Annotated in this window: 19 protein-coding genes; 17 read left to right on the forward strand and 2 right to left on the reverse strand. The window is 62.3% G+C overall.

Going from position 1 to position 19763, the window contains the following annotated elements; all coding sequences use genetic code 11:
• Together QFZ91_RS06205 and QFZ91_RS06210 are read left to right on the forward strand one after the other, a co-directional pair.
• The coding region (locus tag QFZ91_RS06205; RefSeq protein ID WP_429566669.1) for a hypothetical protein at positions 1 to 743 on the forward strand (743 nt) is incomplete at its 5' end.
• Between the two features lie 2 nt (positions 744 to 745).
• A complete protein-coding gene (locus QFZ91_RS06210) occupies positions 746 to 2380 on the forward strand; it encodes a c-type cytochrome (RefSeq protein ID WP_429566670.1) in 1635 nt (544 codons plus the stop codon).
• A gap of 39 nt (positions 2381 to 2419) precedes the next feature.
• Here the strand turns inward: QFZ91_RS06210 and QFZ91_RS06215 are convergent, their stop codons facing one another.
• Positions 2420 to 3028 (reverse strand): lytic transglycosylase domain-containing protein, encoded by a 609-nt coding sequence (locus tag QFZ91_RS06215; RefSeq protein WP_429566671.1) that lies wholly within the window; start codon positions 3026 to 3028, stop codon positions 2420 to 2422.
• Between the two features lie 592 nt (positions 3029 to 3620).
• On the opposite strand from QFZ91_RS06215, the gene QFZ91_RS06220 reads away from it, so the two are divergent.
• A complete protein-coding gene (locus QFZ91_RS06220) occupies positions 3621 to 4409 on the forward strand; it encodes a response regulator (protein WP_176108491.1) in 789 nt (262 codons plus the stop codon).
• A 33-nt stretch (positions 4410 to 4442) separates the two neighbouring features.
• Here QFZ91_RS06220 and QFZ91_RS06225 read toward each other — a convergent pair whose 3' ends face one another.
• Positions 4443 to 5594 carry a histidine kinase gene (locus tag QFZ91_RS06225; protein ID WP_429566672.1) on the reverse strand — a complete coding sequence of 384 codons (1152 nt, stop codon included), beginning with the start codon at positions 5592 to 5594 and terminating at the stop codon, positions 4443 to 4445.
• Positions 5595 to 6020: 426 nt separating this feature from the next.
• Between QFZ91_RS06225 and QFZ91_RS06230 the strand changes: the two genes are divergently transcribed.
• From QFZ91_RS06230 to QFZ91_RS06295, 14 genes are all read left to right on the forward strand, one after another.
• Positions 6021 to 6602, forward strand: a complete 582-nt coding sequence (locus tag QFZ91_RS06230; protein ID WP_429568599.1) for an SCO family protein — start codon at positions 6021 to 6023, stop codon at positions 6600 to 6602.
• 28 nt (positions 6603 to 6630) lie between these two features.
• Positions 6631 to 7320, forward strand: a complete 690-nt coding sequence (locus QFZ91_RS06235; protein ID WP_429566673.1) for a response regulator — start codon at positions 6631 to 6633, stop codon at positions 7318 to 7320.
• 169 nt (positions 7321 to 7489) lie between these two features.
• Positions 7490 to 7939: a type II secretion system major pseudopilin GspG gene (gspG, locus tag QFZ91_RS06240; protein ID WP_176378121.1), complete on the forward strand. Its 450-nt coding sequence runs from the start codon at positions 7490 to 7492 to the stop codon at positions 7937 to 7939.
• A gap of 26 nt (positions 7940 to 7965) precedes the next feature.
• Positions 7966 to 9165: a type II secretion system F family protein gene (locus QFZ91_RS06245; RefSeq protein ID WP_429566674.1), complete on the forward strand. Its 1200-nt coding sequence runs from the start codon at positions 7966 to 7968 to the stop codon at positions 9163 to 9165.
• Between the two features lie 20 nt (positions 9166 to 9185).
• On the forward strand, positions 9186 to 10898 hold the full coding sequence (locus QFZ91_RS06250) for a GspE/PulE family protein (RefSeq protein WP_429566675.1): 1713 nt from the start codon (positions 9186 to 9188) through the stop codon (positions 10896 to 10898).
• Positions 10879 to 11751: a hypothetical protein gene (locus QFZ91_RS06255; protein WP_429566676.1), complete on the forward strand. Its 873-nt coding sequence runs from the start codon at positions 10879 to 10881 to the stop codon at positions 11749 to 11751. Before QFZ91_RS06250 ends, QFZ91_RS06255 begins: the two co-directional genes overlap by 20 nt.
• Entirely contained in the window at positions 11748 to 12278 is a 531-nt protein-coding gene (locus QFZ91_RS06260; protein ID WP_429566677.1) for a PilN domain-containing protein, read from the forward strand. The genes QFZ91_RS06255 and QFZ91_RS06260 overlap by 4 nt, the downstream gene beginning before the upstream one ends.
• Positions 12275 to 12847 (forward strand): hypothetical protein, encoded by a 573-nt coding sequence (locus tag QFZ91_RS06265; protein WP_429566678.1) that lies wholly within the window; start codon positions 12275 to 12277, stop codon positions 12845 to 12847. The genes QFZ91_RS06260 and QFZ91_RS06265 overlap by 4 nt, the downstream gene beginning before the upstream one ends.
• Complete coding sequence (locus QFZ91_RS06270; RefSeq protein WP_429566679.1) at positions 12844 to 13578, forward strand: hypothetical protein; 735 nt, start codon at positions 12844 to 12846, stop codon at positions 13576 to 13578. The genes QFZ91_RS06265 and QFZ91_RS06270 overlap by 4 nt, the downstream gene beginning before the upstream one ends.
• Entirely contained in the window at positions 13575 to 15851 is a 2277-nt protein-coding gene (locus tag QFZ91_RS06275) for a secretin N-terminal domain-containing protein (RefSeq protein ID WP_429566680.1), read from the forward strand. Before QFZ91_RS06270 ends, QFZ91_RS06275 begins: the two co-directional genes overlap by 4 nt.
• Before the next feature lie 3 nt (positions 15852 to 15854).
• A complete protein-coding gene (locus tag QFZ91_RS06280) occupies positions 15855 to 16412 on the forward strand; it encodes a type II secretion system protein (RefSeq protein ID WP_368717465.1) in 558 nt (185 codons plus the stop codon).
• Between the two features lie 8 nt (positions 16413 to 16420).
• Positions 16421 to 16810 carry a type IV pilin protein gene (locus tag QFZ91_RS06285; protein ID WP_429566681.1) on the forward strand — a complete coding sequence of 130 codons (390 nt, stop codon included), beginning with the start codon at positions 16421 to 16423 and terminating at the stop codon, positions 16808 to 16810.
• 53 nt (positions 16811 to 16863) lie between these two features.
• Positions 16864 to 17400, forward strand: a complete 537-nt coding sequence (locus tag QFZ91_RS06290) for a type II secretion system protein (RefSeq protein ID WP_429566682.1) — start codon at positions 16864 to 16866, stop codon at positions 17398 to 17400.
• 382 nt (positions 17401 to 17782) lie between these two features.
• Positions 17783 to 19660 (forward strand): sulfatase-like hydrolase/transferase, encoded by a 1878-nt coding sequence (locus QFZ91_RS06295; protein WP_429566683.1) that lies wholly within the window; start codon positions 17783 to 17785, stop codon positions 19658 to 19660.
• Positions 19661 to 19763 lie beyond the last annotated feature (103 nt).

Consider the following 19763-nt stretch of genomic DNA (forward strand, 5'->3'; position numbering starts at 1 on the left):
AGGAAATCGTCGTGAGGAACGCCGAGGCTCGCGGCGGCGCAGATGCCTGGCGCAAGGTCATGTCGATGGAGTGGGTCGGGCACGTGGACAGTCCGAATGCGCCCACGTCGAATCTGCCGTTCATGCTCACGTTGAAACGTCCCGACCTTACTCGCTTCGAGGTCACGGCGGCCAATCAGATGATCGTGCACGTATTCGACGGCAAGGAAGGCTGGAAAGTGCGCCCGTCGGGAAGCGGCGGTCCGGATGTGCGCCCCTATACGAGCGATGAAGTGAAGTTCGCGCGCGACGCGCAGGTCATCGACGGCCCGTTGCTCGATCACGCCGCGAAGGGCATCGACGTCGCACTCGAAGGCACCGACAAGGTCGAAGGACGCGATACCTATCGTCTGTCGCTGCGCTTGCCCTCCGGCGCGACGCGCCACGTGTGGGTCGACGCGCAGAATTTCCTCGATGTGAAGTCCGATCGCGAGGCGCGCGGTCCTTCGGGCCAGCCCGCGATCGTCGAGGTGATGTATCGCGACTTCAGGGACGTGGATGGCGTGCGGATTCCGTTCGTGATCGAAAGCGGCCCGGTCGGGACGGATAGGAAAGACCGGCTGGTGATCGACAAGGTCACGCTCAATCCGCCCCTCGACAGATTGACGTTCGCCAAACCTGTTTGGCAGGGGCGGCACGCTTCCGTCACGATCGGCGCCGATACCTCGCCGGCGAGCGGCTCGCCGGTCCGGCCGGTTCCTTAGACATGCGCCGCGCCGGATTCTTTGGGATAGCGGCCGCGCTTGCCGCGCTGCTGCTGGCCGGCGTGCAACAAGCGCGCGGCGCGCCTCCCATCGATGCCGGCGAGTCGATCTACCAGCGCGGCATTGCCGGCTCCGGGGAAGCGGTTCGAGCGAGCCACGATGGCGGCGTGCGCATGCAAGGCGCCGCCGTCGCATGCATGAATTGCCACCGGCGCAGCGGGCTCGGCGCGCGCGAAGGCAACAGCACCATTCCACCGATCAGCGGGCAGTATCTGTTCCACCCGCGGGTTCAGAATCCCGAGGAGCTGGAGATACCCTACGTCGACGGCATGCGGGCCAATCGCGAGCCGTACACGGACGCGACGATCGCCCGTGCGATCCGCGAAGGCGTCGACTCCGAGGGCAAGCCACTCAGCAATCTGATGCCGCAGTTCGCGCTGAACGACGCGGACATGGCGGCGTTGATCGGCTATCTGAAGCGGCTCGACCGGCGCAGGGCGCCGGGCGTCACGGATACCGTGCTGCACTTCGCGACGATCATCACACCGGACGCGGATCCGGTGAAACGGCGCGGTATGCTCGACGTGCTGGAACACTATTTCGCCGACAAGAACGCTTCGCCGCTCGGCGCAACGCCGCCGCTGCGCACCTCGCGCAAGATGATGTTCATGGTCAACCGACGCTGGGAGTTGCATGTGTGGGAACTGCACGGCCCACCCGAGACCTGGCACGAGCAGTTGAAGGCGTATCTGACGCAGCAACCCGTATTTGCGGTGTTGTCGGGAATCGGCGGCAAGAACTGGGCGCCCGTTCACGACTTCTGCGAGCAGGAAGCGGTGCCGTGCCTCTTTCCCAACGTCGACGTGCCAGTCGAGACCGACCAGGACTTTTACTCGATGTATTTCTCGAAGGGCGTTCTGCTCGAGGCCGGGCTGATCGCGAAGCGTATTCTCGACGCGAATAGCGGCTCACCGGCTGGCATGGTGAAGACCGTTCGCCAGGTGTATCGCGCGGGCGACAGCGGCGAGGCGGCGGCGCTTGCGCTCGCGAGCGCACTGAAGGACCACGGCGTGAGCGTATCGAGCCACAGGCTCGCGCCGGGCGATAGCGTTGCCGAAGCGCTTCGCGGTGCGCGTGGAACAGATGCGCTGGTGCTGTGGCTGCGGCCACCTGATATCGCGGCGGTCGCAGGCAAGCCGCCCGCTTCGACTCAGGTCTTTGTGTCGGGACTGATGGGTGGCCTGGACCGCATACCCTTGCCGCAAAGCTGGCGCGACGCCGCGCGTATCGCCTATCCGGTCGATCTGCCCGAGGGACGACGCGTGCGTGTCGATTACGCGTTCGGCTGGTTCGCGATCAGGCATATTCAGGTCGTCGACGAGCGCGTTCAGGCGGATACCTATCTCGCGTGCGGGCTGCTCGCCGAGACCCTCAGTCACATGGTCGATGCGTTCGTCAGAGACTACCTGGTAGAACGCGTCGATGACATGCTCGACCATCGGATCCTGACGGGCTACTATCCGCGCCTGACGCTCGCGCCGGGTCAGCGCTTTGCGTCGAAGGGCGGTTATCTCGTTCGCTTTGCGCAACCCGGGAACACGCGTGTCGTTGCCGATAGCGCGTGGATCGTGCCGTAGCAGCCGGGCAGGGCGACATGACAGCGCCGCCGGCGCGCATCAGCCGCTGACCGTCAGCAGACGCCGGTAGCGGTCCAGCACGCGCGGCACATACAGACGCGTCTCGGGGATCGAAGGGATGCGATAGCCGGCCCGAATCACGGCGTTCTCGCCCGCGTTGTACGCGGCCAGCGCAAGTTCCATGTCGTCCTGGAAGAGATCGAGCAGGAAGCGTAGATAGCGCGCGCCTGCCAGCACGTTGTCGCGCGGATTGAACATGTTGCCGCCCGAAAAGCGCCGCGCGGTGTCGGGCATCAACTGCATGAGACCTTGGGCACCTTTGTCCGATACGGCATTCGGGTTGTAGCGCGACTCGACGTCGATCACCGCGCGCAGCAGTTCGGGCGCCACGCGAAAGGTGCGGCTTGCTTCTTCGATCACGGCGCTGAATGTGCTGTTTGTACGTTTCGCACTTCGCTCGGGCGGCGGGTCTCCCGCGACGATCACGCGCAGTCCCGCCGTGCCCGGTGTATTGGTCAGGACGATCGTACCTTGGCTGTCGACCGCGCCAAAGATGTCCGCATGCGCGAGCCCAGTTGATGTCATGCCGACGGTCATCATGACCGCCCGAAGCGTACTCGCCGACAGCAAAGAAGAGCGCTTGCGCATGTTCGACATCCCTCCGCGTCGTCATTGTGAGTCGCGCAAAAGGACCTGAGCAATGGGGCACCCTCCTACTTTTGGAGGTGCGTCGAGTAGGGGTATTTTCTGAATTGCAGAAATGTTACGTCTGTAACGAATCGTGAGATCCGTCAGGCTTGGCTACTGTTCGTCATTCGCTTCAAGGAAGGAAAATAGTTCCGATAGGGACGGATGGCGTAGTTTGTACTGCCTCGCATGCACGAAACACAGGAAAGACCTGCTTTATTCCTATTTTTACCAAAATCAGTTTTTCCGTCGAACGTATCTGTTTTGAAACGTTTTTCGCCAACTTGGTTAATCAAACTTAAAGTTCCCGAGGTGCTTCCCGAATCTGGAAAAGGTCCCGAGCCAGATGGCGCGAACCTTGCACAGCAAGGCCGCACAGCCAATTAGGCGTGGTCAAGAAAATGTGTCAAGTCAAAGTAAGGATATATTAATTTCGTGGAAAGAAATATCCAAGGAATCAGAAAGAAATATTTGAAAGAAGAAAAATCGTCCTGCCACAGGCGCTTACGGTTGATAAATCAACCGTCCATGCTCTAACGAGGAGTTGGGGATCGTGAATACCAAATATCGCGTCCTGGTCAGCGAGGATCATGATCTGCTGCGAAAAGGATTGTGCTCGATGCTGTCAGCACAAGGCGAATTCCCTGTTGTCGGAGAGGCGACGGACGGCAAGCAAGCCTGCCAGTTCGCCATGGCGCTCAATCCTGATCTGATCCTGATGGATCTGTCGATGCGCGGCATGAACGGCATCGACGCGAGCGCGGCGATCAAGCGCCGTTCGCCTCACGTGCGTATCCTGGCGCTCACCGTGCATCAAAACGAAGAGTACGTGCGTGAAGCGCTGCGTGCGGGCGTCGACGGTTATGTGCTGAAAGATGTTTCGTTCGACGAACTGATTGTTGCGATGCGCGCGGTGATGCAGGGAAAAAAGCATCTGAGCGCCGATGTGTACGGCTACATGGTCGATTCTTTCATTACCGGCCGCGAAGCAGTGGCGCCGAAGAACGCGTGGGACATTCTCACGGCGCGCGAGCGCAGTGTGCTGAAGCTGATTGCTGAAGGGCGTACCAACCGGCAGGTCGGAGAATATCTAAACCTCAGCCCGAAGACGATCGAGAAGTATCGGGCGAGCGTGATGCACAAGCTCGCCATCGAGAATCTGACGGAACTCGTGCTGGTCGCGATCAGCATGGGGCTGTTGACTTCGCTCGCGACCAAATGCGCGGAACGCGATTCCGACAAGCCAGTCCAGCCGCCGGTTGCGCACCCGGAGCCGCCAGCGGCACCCGGCGATGTCGAGGAACTGCCTGCGTCGAGGCTCAGTGGACCAGCAGCCGGATGAGGGCAGCGCACGTGGGCGAGCCGGCGGTTTCCGTCAAAGCGTCCAACTCGCCGATACGAGTGTGCCGATGGCGTCGGAAGAGTGGATCGAGAGAAAGCCACCCTGCGATTCGACACGGTGTTGCATGCCGGCGAGGCCGAGGCCCATCGAACCAATGTCTTCAGGTGACAGGGGGCGCGTATCGTAGCCGGTGCCGTTGTCCTGAACGGTGAGCAGCAGACCGGTGTCGATCCGTTGCAGGGTGAGCCGGATCTCGGTTGCCGCTGCATGCTTGACGATGTTATTGAGCGCTTCCTGAGCGAGGCGGAAAATGTCCGCCTTCAGGTAGTCGGGCACATCGCGGTCGTCGACGTCGCAGCGGAAGTTCACCGCCAGGCCTTCGGCACTGCGCTCGACGCGCCGGCACAGCGTGTTCAACGCGACGGCGAGACCCAGCCGGTCGAGTGCTAGCGGACGAAGTTCGCCGCAAATCTGTCGCATCTCGCCGATCGCCTCGCGCACTTGCAGGACGGTGGCGTCGAGCTTTTGCGCGGCGTCTTCGGCTTGTCCGCGACGCAGGCGCATGCGCGAGTCCTCGACCATCAGCTTGATCAGCGTGAGCGCCTGGCCTAGACCGTCGTGCAGTTCGGCGGCGAGGCGTTGACGCTCGCGTTGCTGACCGATCATCAGATACTTCAGCCGATCGCGGGCCGCCGCTTTGGGGAGATGGACGCCAGGCGCCAGCGAAGCATCGGCTGCAAGGGGTTCCTCGAAGAGCATCAGTTGCGCGGCTTGCCCATCGGGCGGTTTCTGCTGCGCCTCGTCGGACGCGATCGCTTGGCGGTGCAGTAATAGCAAGGTGGGACGGCCATTGCGCAAGGTCAGCATCGTGGTGATCGGAGCAAAGTCGTGAGCGGGATCGACCGATAGCTGGGCGGCGAGCGATGCGCGTTCGCCCTCGGGCGCCATGTCCAGCAGCGAGCGGCCGACGAGTTCGCCGTTCGCGTATCCGAGCAACGCTGCGGCGCTGCGGTTCACCGACAGGAACGCGCCATGCGCCGACAGGATCGCAAGCGCGGCGCCGCGCGCGTCAGTGACGTTGTCCAGTCGCGTTTCGTCGAGTCGCGCCGCGATCCCAAGCTTGCGCATCGCATCGACAAGGTCGCGCAACCTCAGTTGCCGCGCAGCGGGCGGAGGTGCCTGCATGGGATCTCCCCAGCGAGTTTGCTTAAGGAAACCTTAAGCATTGGTTATAAAATTGTAGGTCCGCGCACGTCGCTCTGCCAACGGGACAACTACGCACATCACGCGGGGGACACTCCGCTTTATGCGGGGTGGATGTTACCGCTGGTAGACGTACCCTACCGCGCTTTGGGGGACTTTATCCAATGACGTGCGCGGGCGATTTCATGAGACTGAATTGAACGGCCGGGCGCGCCGCTGTGCTTCTTGCATCGCGCCATTGCCATTCCATTGTCTCAGGAGACCCCGATGAAGACGAACCGCACATGGATGATCGGCGCGCTCGTGGTGACCGGCGCAGGGCTGACAGGCGTCGGCGCCGTGGCCGCGACTGCCGAAGACGTCGCCGATGGCGCCGCGATCGAGGTGCAACATCATCAGGCGACGGACATGCAGCCGGCGCCTGCCGGGAAGATGGCCCATGAGATGGCCCACGACACCGCGATGCACATGCATCACCACCATGACATGACCACGGGCACGGTGCGCTCGACTGCGCAATACGCACTGCCCGCGGTGACGCTGGTTCGCGACGACGGCAAAGCCGTTTCGCTCCCCGACGAGCTGAACGACGGCCGTCCGGTCATCCTGACGTTCATCTACACGAGTTGCACGACGATATGCCCAATGGTCAGTCAAACCTTCGAGGAATTGCAAGCGAGGCTCGGCGCCGACCGTGACAAGGTTCATCTCGTGTCGATCTCGATCGATCCCGAAGAGGACACGACCGCCCGCCTGAAGGCCTACGCCGCCCGCTTCGATGCCGGCCCCGAGTGGCAGCACTACACCGGCACCGTCGAGGCTAGTATCGCGGCTCAACGCGCGTTCAACGTCTATCGTGGCGACAAGATGAATCACACCGCCGTGGTCTTTTTCCGCGCGGCACCCGGCAAGCCGTGGCTGCGTCTGGACGGTCTCGCAACGCCGGCCGAATTGCTGGGTGCTTACCACGACGTCGTCGCTTCGAACTAGTCATGGGGGGCCGCCAGGAGCGAGCAAAGTGGCGACGACTTATCACGTACTGATCGCCGAGGATCAGCATCTGTTGCGCGGCGGTCTCCGTACGATGGTGTCCTCCCTGCCTGACTACACCGTCGCGGGCGAGGCGACCGACGGTATCAACGCGTGCAGTCTCGCCTGGGCCATCCGGCCCGATCTGATCCTGATGGATCTCTCGATGCCTGGCATGAGCGGCATCGAGGCCATTGCCGTGATCAAGTATCGGATGCCGCAGGTACGGATCATCGCGCTGACGATCTACAGCAGCGACGAACACGTGCAGGAGGCGTTCGCGGCGGGCGCCGATGGCTACGTGATCAAGGACGCCTCGTTCGAAGAACTCGTCGGCGAAATGCGCCTCGTGATGGAGGGCAAACGCAACCCCGCGTTCGAACAGCATGCCGGGAACGGCGTATCGTGCGATCCGCTGCCAGGCGTTTCGCGCCATGCGCAGCTATGGCACACCTTGACCGCTCGCGAACGCGCGGTGCTGAGGCTTGTCGCGGAAGGCTGCACCAATCGGCAGGTCGGCGAGTATCTGCAACTCAGCCCGAAGACCATCGAAAAGCACCGCGCGAGCCTGATGCGCAAGCTCGACGTGACGAACGTCACCGGCCTCGTGCTGATCGCGCTCGACATGGGTGTGCTGCCGTTGTCGAAACCGGCACGCGCGCTCGATCGCTTCCTGTGAAGGACGCGGGAACTGGAGGGTCTTTACCCATCCCTTTGGTCTGGTCTCCCTACTTCTTGCCGGTGTCCACCTGAACAAGAATGAGCAAAACGGCTCTGGTGTTATCGGGCCGGTGGGTCGACAGAAAGGGGGCACCGTGCGCAACGAATCTATTCCGATCAGGGCCGCCATGCGCAGCAGCGTGACGCTCCCTCCACGCATTGGCGATGCACGTCGGCGCAACGGCGGTTTCACGCTGCTCGAACTGCTCGTGGTCATGGTCATCATCGGCTTGCTCGCGGGGCTGGTCGCGCCGCGCTATTTCGAACAGGTTGGCAAGTCGAACACCAAGATCGCGCGGGCCCAGATCGACTCGTTGAGCAAGGCGCTCGATCAATACAGGCTCGACATGGGCGTCTATCCGACGACCGAGGAAGGCCTTCAGGCGCTGATGACCAAACCTCAGGACGCAACGAACTGGAGTGGCCCGTATCTGCAGAAAGCGGTGCCGCCGGATCCGTGGGGTCGCCCCTACCATTACCGCTCGCCCGGCGAGCATGGCGACTACGACCTGTACTCGCTCGGTAAGGACGGCAAGGTCGGCGGCACCGGTGAGAACACGAACGTCACGTCCTGGTAGTGGGGCTCTCAGCGAGGAGAATCGACGTGAAGTACCTGCTGCGCGGCTTCGATACCAGCGGTTCAGTGCAAACGCTTCGCGTCGATTGCGATTCGTCCGCAGCCGCGATAGCGCTCGCGCGCGCAAGGGGATTGCGCGTGGTGTCGGTACGCGCGCAAGCGCGAGGTCAGCGCCGGTCTGGCTGGAGCGCGATGCCCGGCGCGAAATTCAACGTCGAGCTGTTCGCGCGCGAACTCGCGGCCTTGCTCGATGCCGGCGTCGGCGTGATCGACGCATTGCGCACGCTACGCGGCAATGAGCGCCGCGAGGCGTCGGCGGAGGTCTATGGCGATCTGCTGCGGCAGCTCGAAGAAGGGCACTCGCTGTCCGCGGCGCTCGAGCATGCAAGCCGCGTGTTTCCCCCTATCCTCGTGGCGTGCGTGAAAGCGAGTGAACAGACCGGCGGTCTTGCCGACAGTCTGACGCGCTATTCACGCAACAGTGCGCTGCTTCACGAACTGCGCGGCCGCGTGGTGTCGGCCGCGATCTATCCATCGGTGCTACTGCTCGTAGGCGCGGCCGTCGTGCTGTTTCTGCTGGGTTTCGTCGTGCCGCGCTTTGCGACCCTGCTCGAGCATAGCGGACGCGAGCTGCCGCTGCTCTCACAGTTGCTGATGGCCTGGGGCGGCATGGTGCATGCCCACGGAATGGCCATCACTGTGAGCCTAGCCGTGATGGCGGTGACGGTCGGCGTCACGCTGCGCCGGGTCGCGGCGCGCAACTGGATCGCGGATCGCCTGCTCGCATTGCCGGGTATTGGTCTGCATTTCCGCGTGTTTCGCCAGTCGCAGTTTTTTCGCACTACAGCGATGCTGGTCGAAGGCGGCATTCCCGCCACGCGTGCCTTCACACTCGCCAGTGGACTGGTGAGCCGGGCCGATCAGACGGCCGTGGAAAGTGCCATGCAGCAGGTACGCAATGGCGCGAGGATCTCCGACGCGTTCCAGCAAGCGGGTCTCGCCAACGCGATTACCTATCGCTTGCTGACCGTCGCTGAGAAGACCGGTGGCCTGGGTCCTGTTCTCGACAGAATCGCCGCATTCCAGGAAGCGCAAGTGTCGCGCACGATCGATCTGATTTCGCGACTGATCGAGCCGGCGATGATGATTTTCATCGGCGTGGTGATCGGAGGGATTGTCGTGTTGATGTACATGCCGATCTTTGAAATTGCGTCGAGCATCCAGTAGGCCGTGTCGAGGGGAAACGCATGGATACGATCAGCGAGGCACCGCAATCTGAGGGCGTTGAATTGCGTGACGCGCTGCGCGCGCTCAGCGACAGGCACGGCTCGGGCATTCGCGCACTGGAAGAGTTGATGGTGCAGGCGTCGCTAAGCGCCGACGAAATGGTGGTTCGGCTCGCCGGGCAGTTCCGCATGAAGTCGATCGGCATGCAGGAATTGAACCGGCTGGAAGCGGATTTCGAGGTACTGCCGTTCGTCGAAGCCACCACCCGGCTATGCGTGTGCTTTCGCGAGCCGGATCGGAACGGCGCGCTGCTGTTCGTGATCGCCGATCCGCTCGACGCCCGCACGCGCGGCGTGATGGAGCACCGGATGCGTGCGCGGCCCACTTCGCGGTATAGCTGGGCGCTGGCGAGCGTCGGTGACCTCACTGCGTGGCTCGCCATGCGCGAAAAAGACGTGCGCGCGATGGATTCGCTCGCCCTCGACGATGAGGTGCAGCACACCGCCGATCCCGCTTCGCTCGCGCTGACGTTGCAGGGCATCAGCAGCGACGACAGCGCCGTGGTGCGTCTGCTCAACTCCACCATCTACGACGCGTTGAAGATGATGGCGAGCGACATCCATCTCGAATGCCGTGCAAACGGGCTGAAGATCAAGTGCCGGGTGGATGGCGTGCTGACCGTGGTCGGCCGTGCCGAGGGACGCGATGTCGCGGACCAGGTGCTGTCGCGTGTGAAGGTCATCTCCGAACTCGACATCGCGGAGCGCCGCGTGCCGCAGGACGGTCGCTTCAAGGCGGTGTACGCGGGCCGCGAGATCGACTTTCGCGTGTCGATCATGCCGAACCAGTTCGGCGAAGATGCGGTCCTGCGCATTCTCGACCGTTATCAGCTTTCGCAGGCGCCGGGCGGATTGACACTCGAAACACTGGGATTTCGTAGCGACGATACGCGCTTCATGCGCTCGGTGGCGTCCATGCCCTACGGAATGCTGCTGGTGACGGGGCCGACGGGCAGCGGCAAAACAACGACGCTGTACGCGATTCTCACGGAGATCAACGACGGCCTGGAAAAGATCGTCACGATCGAGGACCCAGTCGAATATCAACTGGGAGACATCCTGCAGATACCGGTGAATGAAGCGAAGGGACTGACGTTCGCCCGCGGATTGCGATCGATCCTGCGGCACGATCCGGACAAGATCATGGTCGGTGAAATCCGCGATCCTGAAACCGCGCAAATCGCCGTGCAGGCGGCGTTGACCGGACACCAGGTGTTCACGACGGTGCACGCGAACAACGTGTTCGACGTGATAGGCCGCTTCACGAACATGGAAGTCGATCCGTACAGCTTCGTGTCGGCCCTGAATGGCGTGATCGCGCAGCGGCTGTTGCGCCAGTGCTGTGCCGACTGCGTGGTGGACGACACGGTCGATCGAGACACATTGGCCCGTTCCGGCATCGATCCGGACAACGTGGGCAGCTACCGCTTTCGCCACGGCGCTGGCTGCGCGGCTTGCCGTGGCAGCGGCTATCGCGGGCGGCGCGCGGTCGCGGAAACGCTGCGCATGAACGACGAGTTGCGGCAATTGTTATCGGAGCGCGCGCCACTTGGGCACATCAAGGCAGCCGCACTGCGCTATGGGATGCAGACCATGCGCACGGCCGCGCTCTCGCTCGTGAAGCAGGGCGAAACCACACTCGAGGAGATCAACCGTGTCACCATGGTTGAATAGTCCGCTCGCCATCGGCGTCGGTACACGCGAACTGGTCATGGCGGCGACGGCGCCGCGCTGGAGGGTTGCGCGCCGTCAGGCCGCAGCGCTTGCGGAACCCACGAGCGTTGCCATTCCCGACGAGCAGTGCTTCACCGAAAGAGGCGTGCTCGACGCGTTGAACATTGCATTAGCCGCCGACGCCGGGCAGACGGCGCGCACGGTGTTGGTCAAACGCCAGGCGCACATCATGCTGGACGATTTCTGGGCGAGCCACGCCATCTTGCGCGGCGACTTCCGCACACTGAGCGCAAGCGAAACCAACCAGATCGTGCTCGCTCACTTCTCTGATCTGTATGGCATCGAGGCCGAGTCCGTGCAGGTGCGCTTTTCGGTGCAGCGCGGGGGCCATGCGGTCTTCGCGAGTGCCATCGCTTGCACGCTGCACGACGGCATCCACGATGCGGGGATGGCGGCGGGCGTCGACGTCCGGTCTCTCAAGCTATGTCTGCCAGAATTGCTCAATCGCGTGCAGGACGCCGCCGCCGGTGCCGGCACGGCGCTGCTGTTGTTCGTCGCGGACACGCTGATGCAGGCTGTGCTGTTCGAGGAGAACCGTTGGGTCGCCTATGACTCGCAGCGTATTTTTCCCGGCGACGCCAGCGACGCCGAGCGGATCGCCGCACGCGCCGAACAATCGTTCGAGCGTCTCGCCGGACGAACGAGCGGGAAACGCGAGGAATGCAGAATATGTCTGTGCGGCGCCGAATTGGATCCTGCGCCATTCGAGGGGCGCTTTTGCGCGACGCAGAGCGTCGCGCAACCGGCGATGGACAAGCCGGTCGCGTATCGTTTGATGGAGGCCGCACGATGATGCCCCGCCTTCACATCGATTTTGGCCGTCGCCGCTTGCAGGGCGCTCCGGCGGGGATGGTGCTGCTGTGTGTCGGCAGCCTGTTGTTGCTGGTGAGTGGTGAACGGCTCTGGCACGCCTATGACGAAAGCGACCGCGTGCAAGCGCAACAGGACGCGCAGCGGCGCCGGCTGTTTGCGGAATCGCACTCCGCGAAGACGCCGCCGACGCCGGCCACGCGGCTCGCGGAGAACCAGAGCCTCGCGGTGTTGCGCGAGCTGACCGTGCCGTGGCAGGACCTGCTGTCGATCGTCGAGGACTATCCGGACCACGACGTCGCGCTGATAGGCATCGATCAGAGTCCTGCGCAAAGCCAGATCCGTATCACGGCGGAAGCGAAGAACTTCGACGCGATGATCGCGTACCTCCGGTATCTGCAGGACAGTGTGCTGTTGCGCGAAGCCGTGCTCAACGATCACGTTATCGAAACCAATGTGCCTGGCACGCCGGTGCGCTTTCAGATCACCGCCGTCTGGAGAAAGTCATGAACGGCGCTCGGATGGAGGACAGGTTGCTCACGTGGCGTTTCGAGCTGCGGCGCACGCTCGGACTGCCGGGCTTGCTCGGCGCATTGCTGCTGGGGGCGGCGGCGGTGGTCGCCGTAGCGGCTATGCGAGTCGACGCAAACGTCGATTCGCACGAGCTGCGCGACTCCGAGCGTCTTGCGCACCCCGCCAGGGCGCGTCATGCCGACGCCGAGCGTGCGGCGGTTGTCGACGCGATTTCACTTCATGCGTTACCCGAACTGTTCCCGGGTTTCGCGCAGAGCGCCGACGATATTGCGACGATCCTCGCCCAGGCGCACGACAGCAACCTGACGCTCGGCTCGGCCGAGTATCTCGTGACCAACGATTCAAGCGCGCATTTTGTGCGCTATCAGATGCTGCTGCCGGTCAAGGATCAGTATGGTGCGATCCGGCGTTTTCTGGCGTCGGTGCTCAATAACGTACCGAACGCGGCGTTGCGCGAGATCCATGTCGAGCGCCCCGCGGTAGATGGCAACGTACTGGATGCGCGGGTGCGCTTCGAACTCGTCTATCGGGCAGCGCAGCCATGAAGCCCGATCTCGTCGGCCGCGCGTTGCTGATGGTCTGCGCGATCGCTGCGGCAGGGATGGCTTTGCGTGAGCTGAAACCCGTGCTGCGCACGCCGACGGTCGTGACTGCGCTGACAGGCGCGCTTCGCAGCGGGGCTGCGCTGCGGATGGTTGCCTTGCATCGCGACGGGGCGGCGCGTGCGGCTGGTGCGGTGCCGGCTGCTGCGCCGGCTGTGGCAAGTGCACCGAATGTCGCGAGTGTGGCGAGCACAGTGAACGCAGCGCATCCGGCAAGCATGGCGAATGCGACAAACGCCGCGAGTTCAGCAATTTCAGCGAGTTCGCCGACTCCTGTCAAAACGACCGGGTCAGCGAAATCAGCACCGACAGCGCGCGACAAACTCCGGGCACTGCGCACGCCACTCTCGCTTGAATCGGCGAACAATCCGTTCGCCGCGTCGTCGTGGCTGCCGCCACCGCCGCCCGTGGTCGTGACCCCCGCGCCACCGGAGCCCGTTGCGCCGCCCACCGCGCCGCCCGTGCCGTTTACCTACCTCGGCGAACTCGACGCCAAAGCGGCAAAACCCCAGGTTTTCCTCAGCAACGGCGATCGCCTGCTGATCGTTTCGCCGGGTGAAGTCATCGACGCGCAGTATCGCATCGAGTCGATTTCGGAGAGTGGCGTCGTGCTGACTTATCTGCCTCTCAATGAGAGACAGATACTAACCACGCAAGCGAAGGACAATAAATGAAAACCGCACGCAACCGGGGTGAGAGCCGCCACGGTGACAGCGGCTCGTGCAAACATCTGTCGGCTGCCAGATCGCCTGGCGACCAGCGTCCCACGGTCAATTGGGCCGCGGGGCGGCTCGCGTTGCTGAGCATCGCAACCATGCTTGCCTTCAGCGGCTGCATTCATCCGCCGACCCGTGAGAGCGATCCGACCAACGCCGAGTTGCAGCTCAACTATCTGCGCGATCGCGATCATAAGGTCAATGCGCTGCTCGACGAAGCCGACCAGTTGCGTCAGAGCTATCAATTCGATGTGGCGATCCAGAAGCTCTACGCGGCCAGCCAGCTCGATCCGAACAGCGAACGCGGGCGCAATATCGGCGCAGCGATCGATCGGGATCGCCGCGATCTGGTCTCGCTGCAGGAGGCCGACCGGATGATGCGGCGCGGTTCATATACGTTGGCTTCCGAACGCATTCACCGCGTGCTGGCCCAGAATCCAACCAATGCGATGGCGCTGCAGATGGCGCAGGAGATCGACGAAAAACGGCAGCAGCAACGTGCGGCGAAAGATGAGGACATTGCGGCTTCGTCGATCATGCGCACACCGGTGACGCTGCAGTTCCGCGACGCGAATGTACGGATGGTGTTTGAAGCGTTGTCGAGGACCTCGGGCTTGAACGTGATCTTCGATCGGGACGTGCGTGCCGATCTGAAGACCACGATCTTCGTGACCAACGCGTCGCTGCAGGACACGGTCAACATGATCCTGATGCAGAACCAGCTCGACAAGAAACAGCTCAACGCGAACACGCTTTTCATCTACCCGGCTACCGCTGCGAAGCAGCTCGAGTACCAGGAGCTGAAAGTGCGCACATTCCAGTTGTCGAACGTCGAAGCCAAGCAGGTCCAGTCGCTATTGAAAAGCCTGTTGAAGATCAAGGAGGTCGTCGTCGACGAGCGCGCCAATACGGTCACGATCCGGGGCACGCCCGATACGATTCGCGTCGCCGAGGATATGATCGCGGCGCAGGATCTGCCGGAGCCCGAGGTGATGCTGGAAGTGAAGGTTCTGGAGGTGTCCCACGACCGGCTGACCGACCTCGGTATCGAGTGGCCCAATACATTTACGATGTCGACGCCGTCTACCGTGGACACGTGGGGCGCGTTGCGTCATTTGCCGCTCAATGCATATAACGTCAGCGGTCTGTCGGCCACAGCGAACTTCAAGCTCAGCGACGTCGATGCCAACCTGCTGGCGAGCCCGCGCATTCGCGCGCGCAACAAGGAAAAGGCGCGGATCCTGATCGGCGACAAGGTACCGGTGATTTCGAGTTCGAGCACGCCGAGCACGAGCGGGCCGTCTTTCGCACAAACCATTCAGTACCTCGATGTCGGTATCAAGCTCGAGGTTGAGCCGCAGGTCTACCGTGACGGCGACGTGGGTATGAAGCTGAACCTCGAAGTCAGCAACATCACCAAGACGATTTCCAACAGTAACTCGTCAACGGGGCTCACTTCGCTCGCCTATCAGATCGGCACGCGCAGTGCGTCGACGAGTTTGCGGGTGCGCGATGGCGAGAGCCAGATTCTCGGCGGCCTGATTCAGGATGAGGACCGCGTGACCGCCGACAAAGTGCCGGGGCTTGGACAGTTGCCCGTGCTCGGGCGCCTGTTCTCGAATCACAACGGCGACCACTTGAAGACGGAAATCGTGCTGCAGATTACGCCGCATATCGTGCGTCCGCAGCAATCCGCCGACGCCGATACGCAAGAGCTGTGGTCGGGGACCGACGTGAATGTGCATGCGGAGCAGTTGCGGCTCGATCCGGTGGGCGCCGAGGCGGCTCAACAAGTGCCGGTTCCCGCGGTGCGTGCGCCCGGCAGTGTCGGCGGCGGCACGACAGGGGCGTCACGCGATTCCCAAGCCGCTGCGCAGGGTTCCGGCACGGTGCCGCCGACCAGTTCGTTCGGCCAACTGCCGCCGGCGCCGCGCACCACGCCTCCGCCCGCGCCCTACGGTGGCCGTTTCTCGACACTGCCGAGCGTGCCAGCGGCGCCGCCGGGCCCCGTGGCGGTTCCGGGAGCGGAGCAGAGCGGGGCTGAGAGCGCTGCGGCCCCAGACGCGAATGCGGCACAGCCAGGCACTCAGGCTCAGGCCCCCGCGGCCGCTCCTGCACCCGCTCAAGCGCCGGCTCCGCCGCCCGCGTTTCCGCCGGGGAACGTCGTGATGCCGCCAGGGGATATGCCGAGCGACAACCCGCTGCGTCCGATTCAGAACGGTGGTTACTGAGCCATGAAAGCGCAGGCGGACGCATTGGCTTCGCGTCGCCGGTCTGGCGCTCGCCAGCGCGGCTTCACGCTGATCGAGCTGGTGATTACGCTGGCGCTTGTCGGCATCCTGGCGCTCGCGATCATGCCGTTCTCGGAACTGATCGTGCAGCGTCAGAAGGAGCAGCAACTGAGCGCGGCGCTGCGTGAGATTCGCACCGCACTGGACGCTTACAAGGAAGCGAGCGACACCGGCCTGATCGAGCGGGAGGCGGATGCATCCGGCTATCCGCCCTCGCTGACCGTGATGGTGACGGGCGTGAAGAATGCGAAAGATCCCAAAGGCGGCTTGTTGATGTTTCTTCGCCGCGTGCCCCGCGATCCGTTCTTTACGGGCGACGCGGATATTGCGGCCGAGGACACGTGGAACGTGCGCGCCTTTGGCGAGGCACCGGATCCAGGCGAGGGCGGTGACGCGGACAACGGTTCCGCCGGCAATTCGCGCGCCGGTAAGGACGTGTTCGACGTGACATCGAAATCCGATCGGGTCGGCATCAACGGCATTCCATACAAACAGTGGTGAGCCGCATCATGACAAGCGTGCGCGCGCGTAAAGCCAGAGGCTTCACATTGATTGAACTGGTGGTCGTCATGGCGATCATCGGTCTGTTGCTGACGGTTGCATTGCCCCGTTACATGCACAGTATCGAGCGCGGCAAGGAGCAAGTGCGTCAACAGAACCTGGCGGTGATGCGTGACGCCATCGACAAATACTATGGCGACAACGGCCAATACCCGGACACGCTCGACGATCTGGTGACAAGGCACTATCTGCGCGCAATTCCGGTCGATCCCGTCAACGGTGACGATAAATGGGCGGCGGTGGCATCGCCTGACGAGAGCAAGACGGGTGTGTACGACGTCATGCCGGCGAGCAGTCCGCAGGGGCTGCCGAAAGATCGGGCGGGAGCGGCGCAATGAGCGATGTGAGCCCCCGGGCAATCAGACGTCACCCTGTCGCTCGCGAAAATGGAATGGTTCTGCTGGCGCTCCTGATTGCGCTGATGCTGATGTCGATCGCATTGATGGGCGCGCTCGACGTGTGGTCGCTTGAGCGGCAGCGCGAACGGGAGCGGCAACTGCTGTTCGTGGGCAATCAGTACCGGCTCGCGATTCTTCGCTACTACCGCGCTGGAAGGGCGCTGCCGGCGTCGATCGACGAACTGCTCGACGACTCGCGTTTTCCGGCGCCGCTGCATCATTTGCGCCGCGCCTATCCGGATCCGGTGACCGGTAAGAACGATTGGATTTTTATGCAACAGGGCGCGCGTATATACGGCGTGTATAGCAGTTCCACCGACTTGCCGATCAAACGCGCTGGTTTTCCGCTTCTCTATCAGGACTTCGAAAATCAGAAGACCTATGGCGGCTGGCAGTTTTTCTATTTGCCGCCGGTCGTGCGCAACTACACGAACACGCTGAGCGCGCCGCCGAAACCGCCGACCTCCTTCGATCCGCTGAACGGCTCGTTGCCCACTTTCAACGGGCGCAGCGTGGGCGGCTTGCGCTGAGCGGACAGCCGTCCGGTTGGGTGGATAACCTTGGCCGCCGACGTTAGCCGTCTCACCGCAGGCGAAGCGATCATCACTGGCGGTGCCGGGACGGCAACAGAACAATGTGCGCTACCGCACATATCTCGACGTTTCCTCTTCCGTCGCCTGCAGAAGAAACTAGCATCAAACGCACAGCCTTCCCCGCATCCTCCCTTTGCCGGCTCAGGTCTGAAAACATCAATTCAGAAAAGCGGACCGCGCGTCCCTTTAACCGGACAATTCAGAGGAGACCGAACAGAGGTCTCTTCATATAAATCAACGCTGATTGAATCGCCTCCACTGCGCTGCAACGCGACAGGGCAGATGCCTTCGTCGTTCTAACTAACATGGAGAAACGATTATGGACCGTCGCGAATTTATCAAGAAGACATCGGCGATTGGCGCCGCACTGACTACGCCGAAGCTCGCGCTTGGCGCATCCGGGGCGGCCACGGGCGACGCCGCGCACAAGGGAACCCCCAACATTCTGTTCATTCTGCTTGACGAGATGCGCTACCCGCGTGTGTTCCCGGCGGGAATCAACAGTCCGGGCGACTTCCTCAGGCATTTCATGCCTCAAACGCATTCCCTGTGGAGAAGGGGCGTTAAGTTCGCCGGACACTACACGGCCGCCTCCGCATGTACGCCAGCACGTGGCACTTTGGTCACTGGTCTTTACTCGCAGCAAACCTGGGTGCTGACGACTATCTTCGATAATCCGTCAAGTAAAGGTTCGCTTCAACCAACGCTCAGCCGGGTGTTTCCGACTTATGGCAAGCTGCTGCGCAACCTCGGTTATTCGACGCCCTACATCGGGAAATGGCACCTGTCGGTCACCGTCCAGGGGCAGCGCGAGCTTCAGGAGTACGGATTTCAGGCGATGACTTTCCCTGATCCAACTGGCAGCAACCTGCAGGGCACCGTCGGCGATATTCCCAACCTGTACTACAGCGACGAGTACATCGCCAATCAGGCGGTAGTGTGGCTCGGCCAGCGTAAGCCGAACGAAGCACCCTGGTGTTTGACCGTAGGCCTCGTGAACCCTCACGACAAAGAGTTCTTCCCGGCGGGAACGGAATTCCAGACTTACCATGATTATTTCGCGAACTCGAACTGCAACCCCAACGGTTATCAGCAATGGCGGGACTACACGGTAGGGCCGCCGAACTACGATTGGAATACCAATCCACTCAAGAATCCACCGACGCTGGCGTACGCGGCGGTCCCGCCGAACTGGGAGTCGGCGGATCGCATCCAGCGCACCAAGCCGGCAGCGCAGGCGTTCAACAGAATGATCCAGGAGGCTATATGGGGTGGTGTTCAGGATGATCCGGATAGCGCTGACTTCGTCATCACTGAATATCCTGTGCCGATCCAGGGCGTGACGAAAGGGATCGGCAAATCGCCATTCAGTTACTGGAAGCGTAGCCTCGAGTCGTACACGCAGATACTGACAGACGTCGACGAACGAATTGGCGAGATCGTCCACTCGCTGCCTCACGATGTCGCGCGCAACACGATCATTATCCTGACGTCCGACCACGGCGAATACGCTGGCGCGCACGGTATGGTGTCCGGCAAGACCTCGACATGCTACGAAGAGGCGTACAACATCCCGTTGATCGTGGTTGATCCTACGGGACATTATGTGGGCGAGGTCGACAAGGTCCGCGACGGCTTGACTTCTTCAGTCGACATTCTTCCGATGCTGGTGACGATAGGCAACGGCGGTAACCGCAATTGGCTAACGGGCGACTACGCGCAGTTGTACGGCGGCAGGCATGATCTTCTTCCGATGCTGAAAAGCGATTCGGCAGCCGGCCGGCCCTTTGTCACCTTCACGACCGACGAAACACTGCCTGACTCGTACATACCAAACGCGGCCAGTACGCCGACGCATATCATTGGTGTACGCAGTCAGGCGAACAAGCTTGGCACCTATTCGTTCTGGGCACCGGAGTCGACGACCATCTCGGGCCGAAGCCAACTCGAGTACTACGACTATGCGACGACGGCAGGGCAACTGGAACTCGACAACCGTTACCGCGATCCAGCGGCCCGAGTGCTCTATCAACAGCTGCTGACGGATATTTTGCCTAACGAGTTGAGGGCGCCGCTGCCCGGGAGTTTGGTGGCTGCCCAGACGCTCGCCGAGGCGAGATATGTGAGCTACGTCAGGCTGATTAATTCCGGGGGCGTGAGCGAACCGCAATTGCCACTGTCGATCGGCGATATCTGACGTCGGGGCGAGGCTTGCGCCGGAGGATCGGCGGCTATTTGTGAAAAGGGGGCGTGCTGACGAATTCCAAGATCCTTTGAGCAGACGCACGCGCGACAAAGGC

It is taken from the genome of Paraburkholderia sp. JPY419, assembly GCF_050435705.1.
Taxonomy (GTDB): Bacteria; Pseudomonadota; Gammaproteobacteria; order Burkholderiales; family Burkholderiaceae; genus Paraburkholderia; species Paraburkholderia youngii.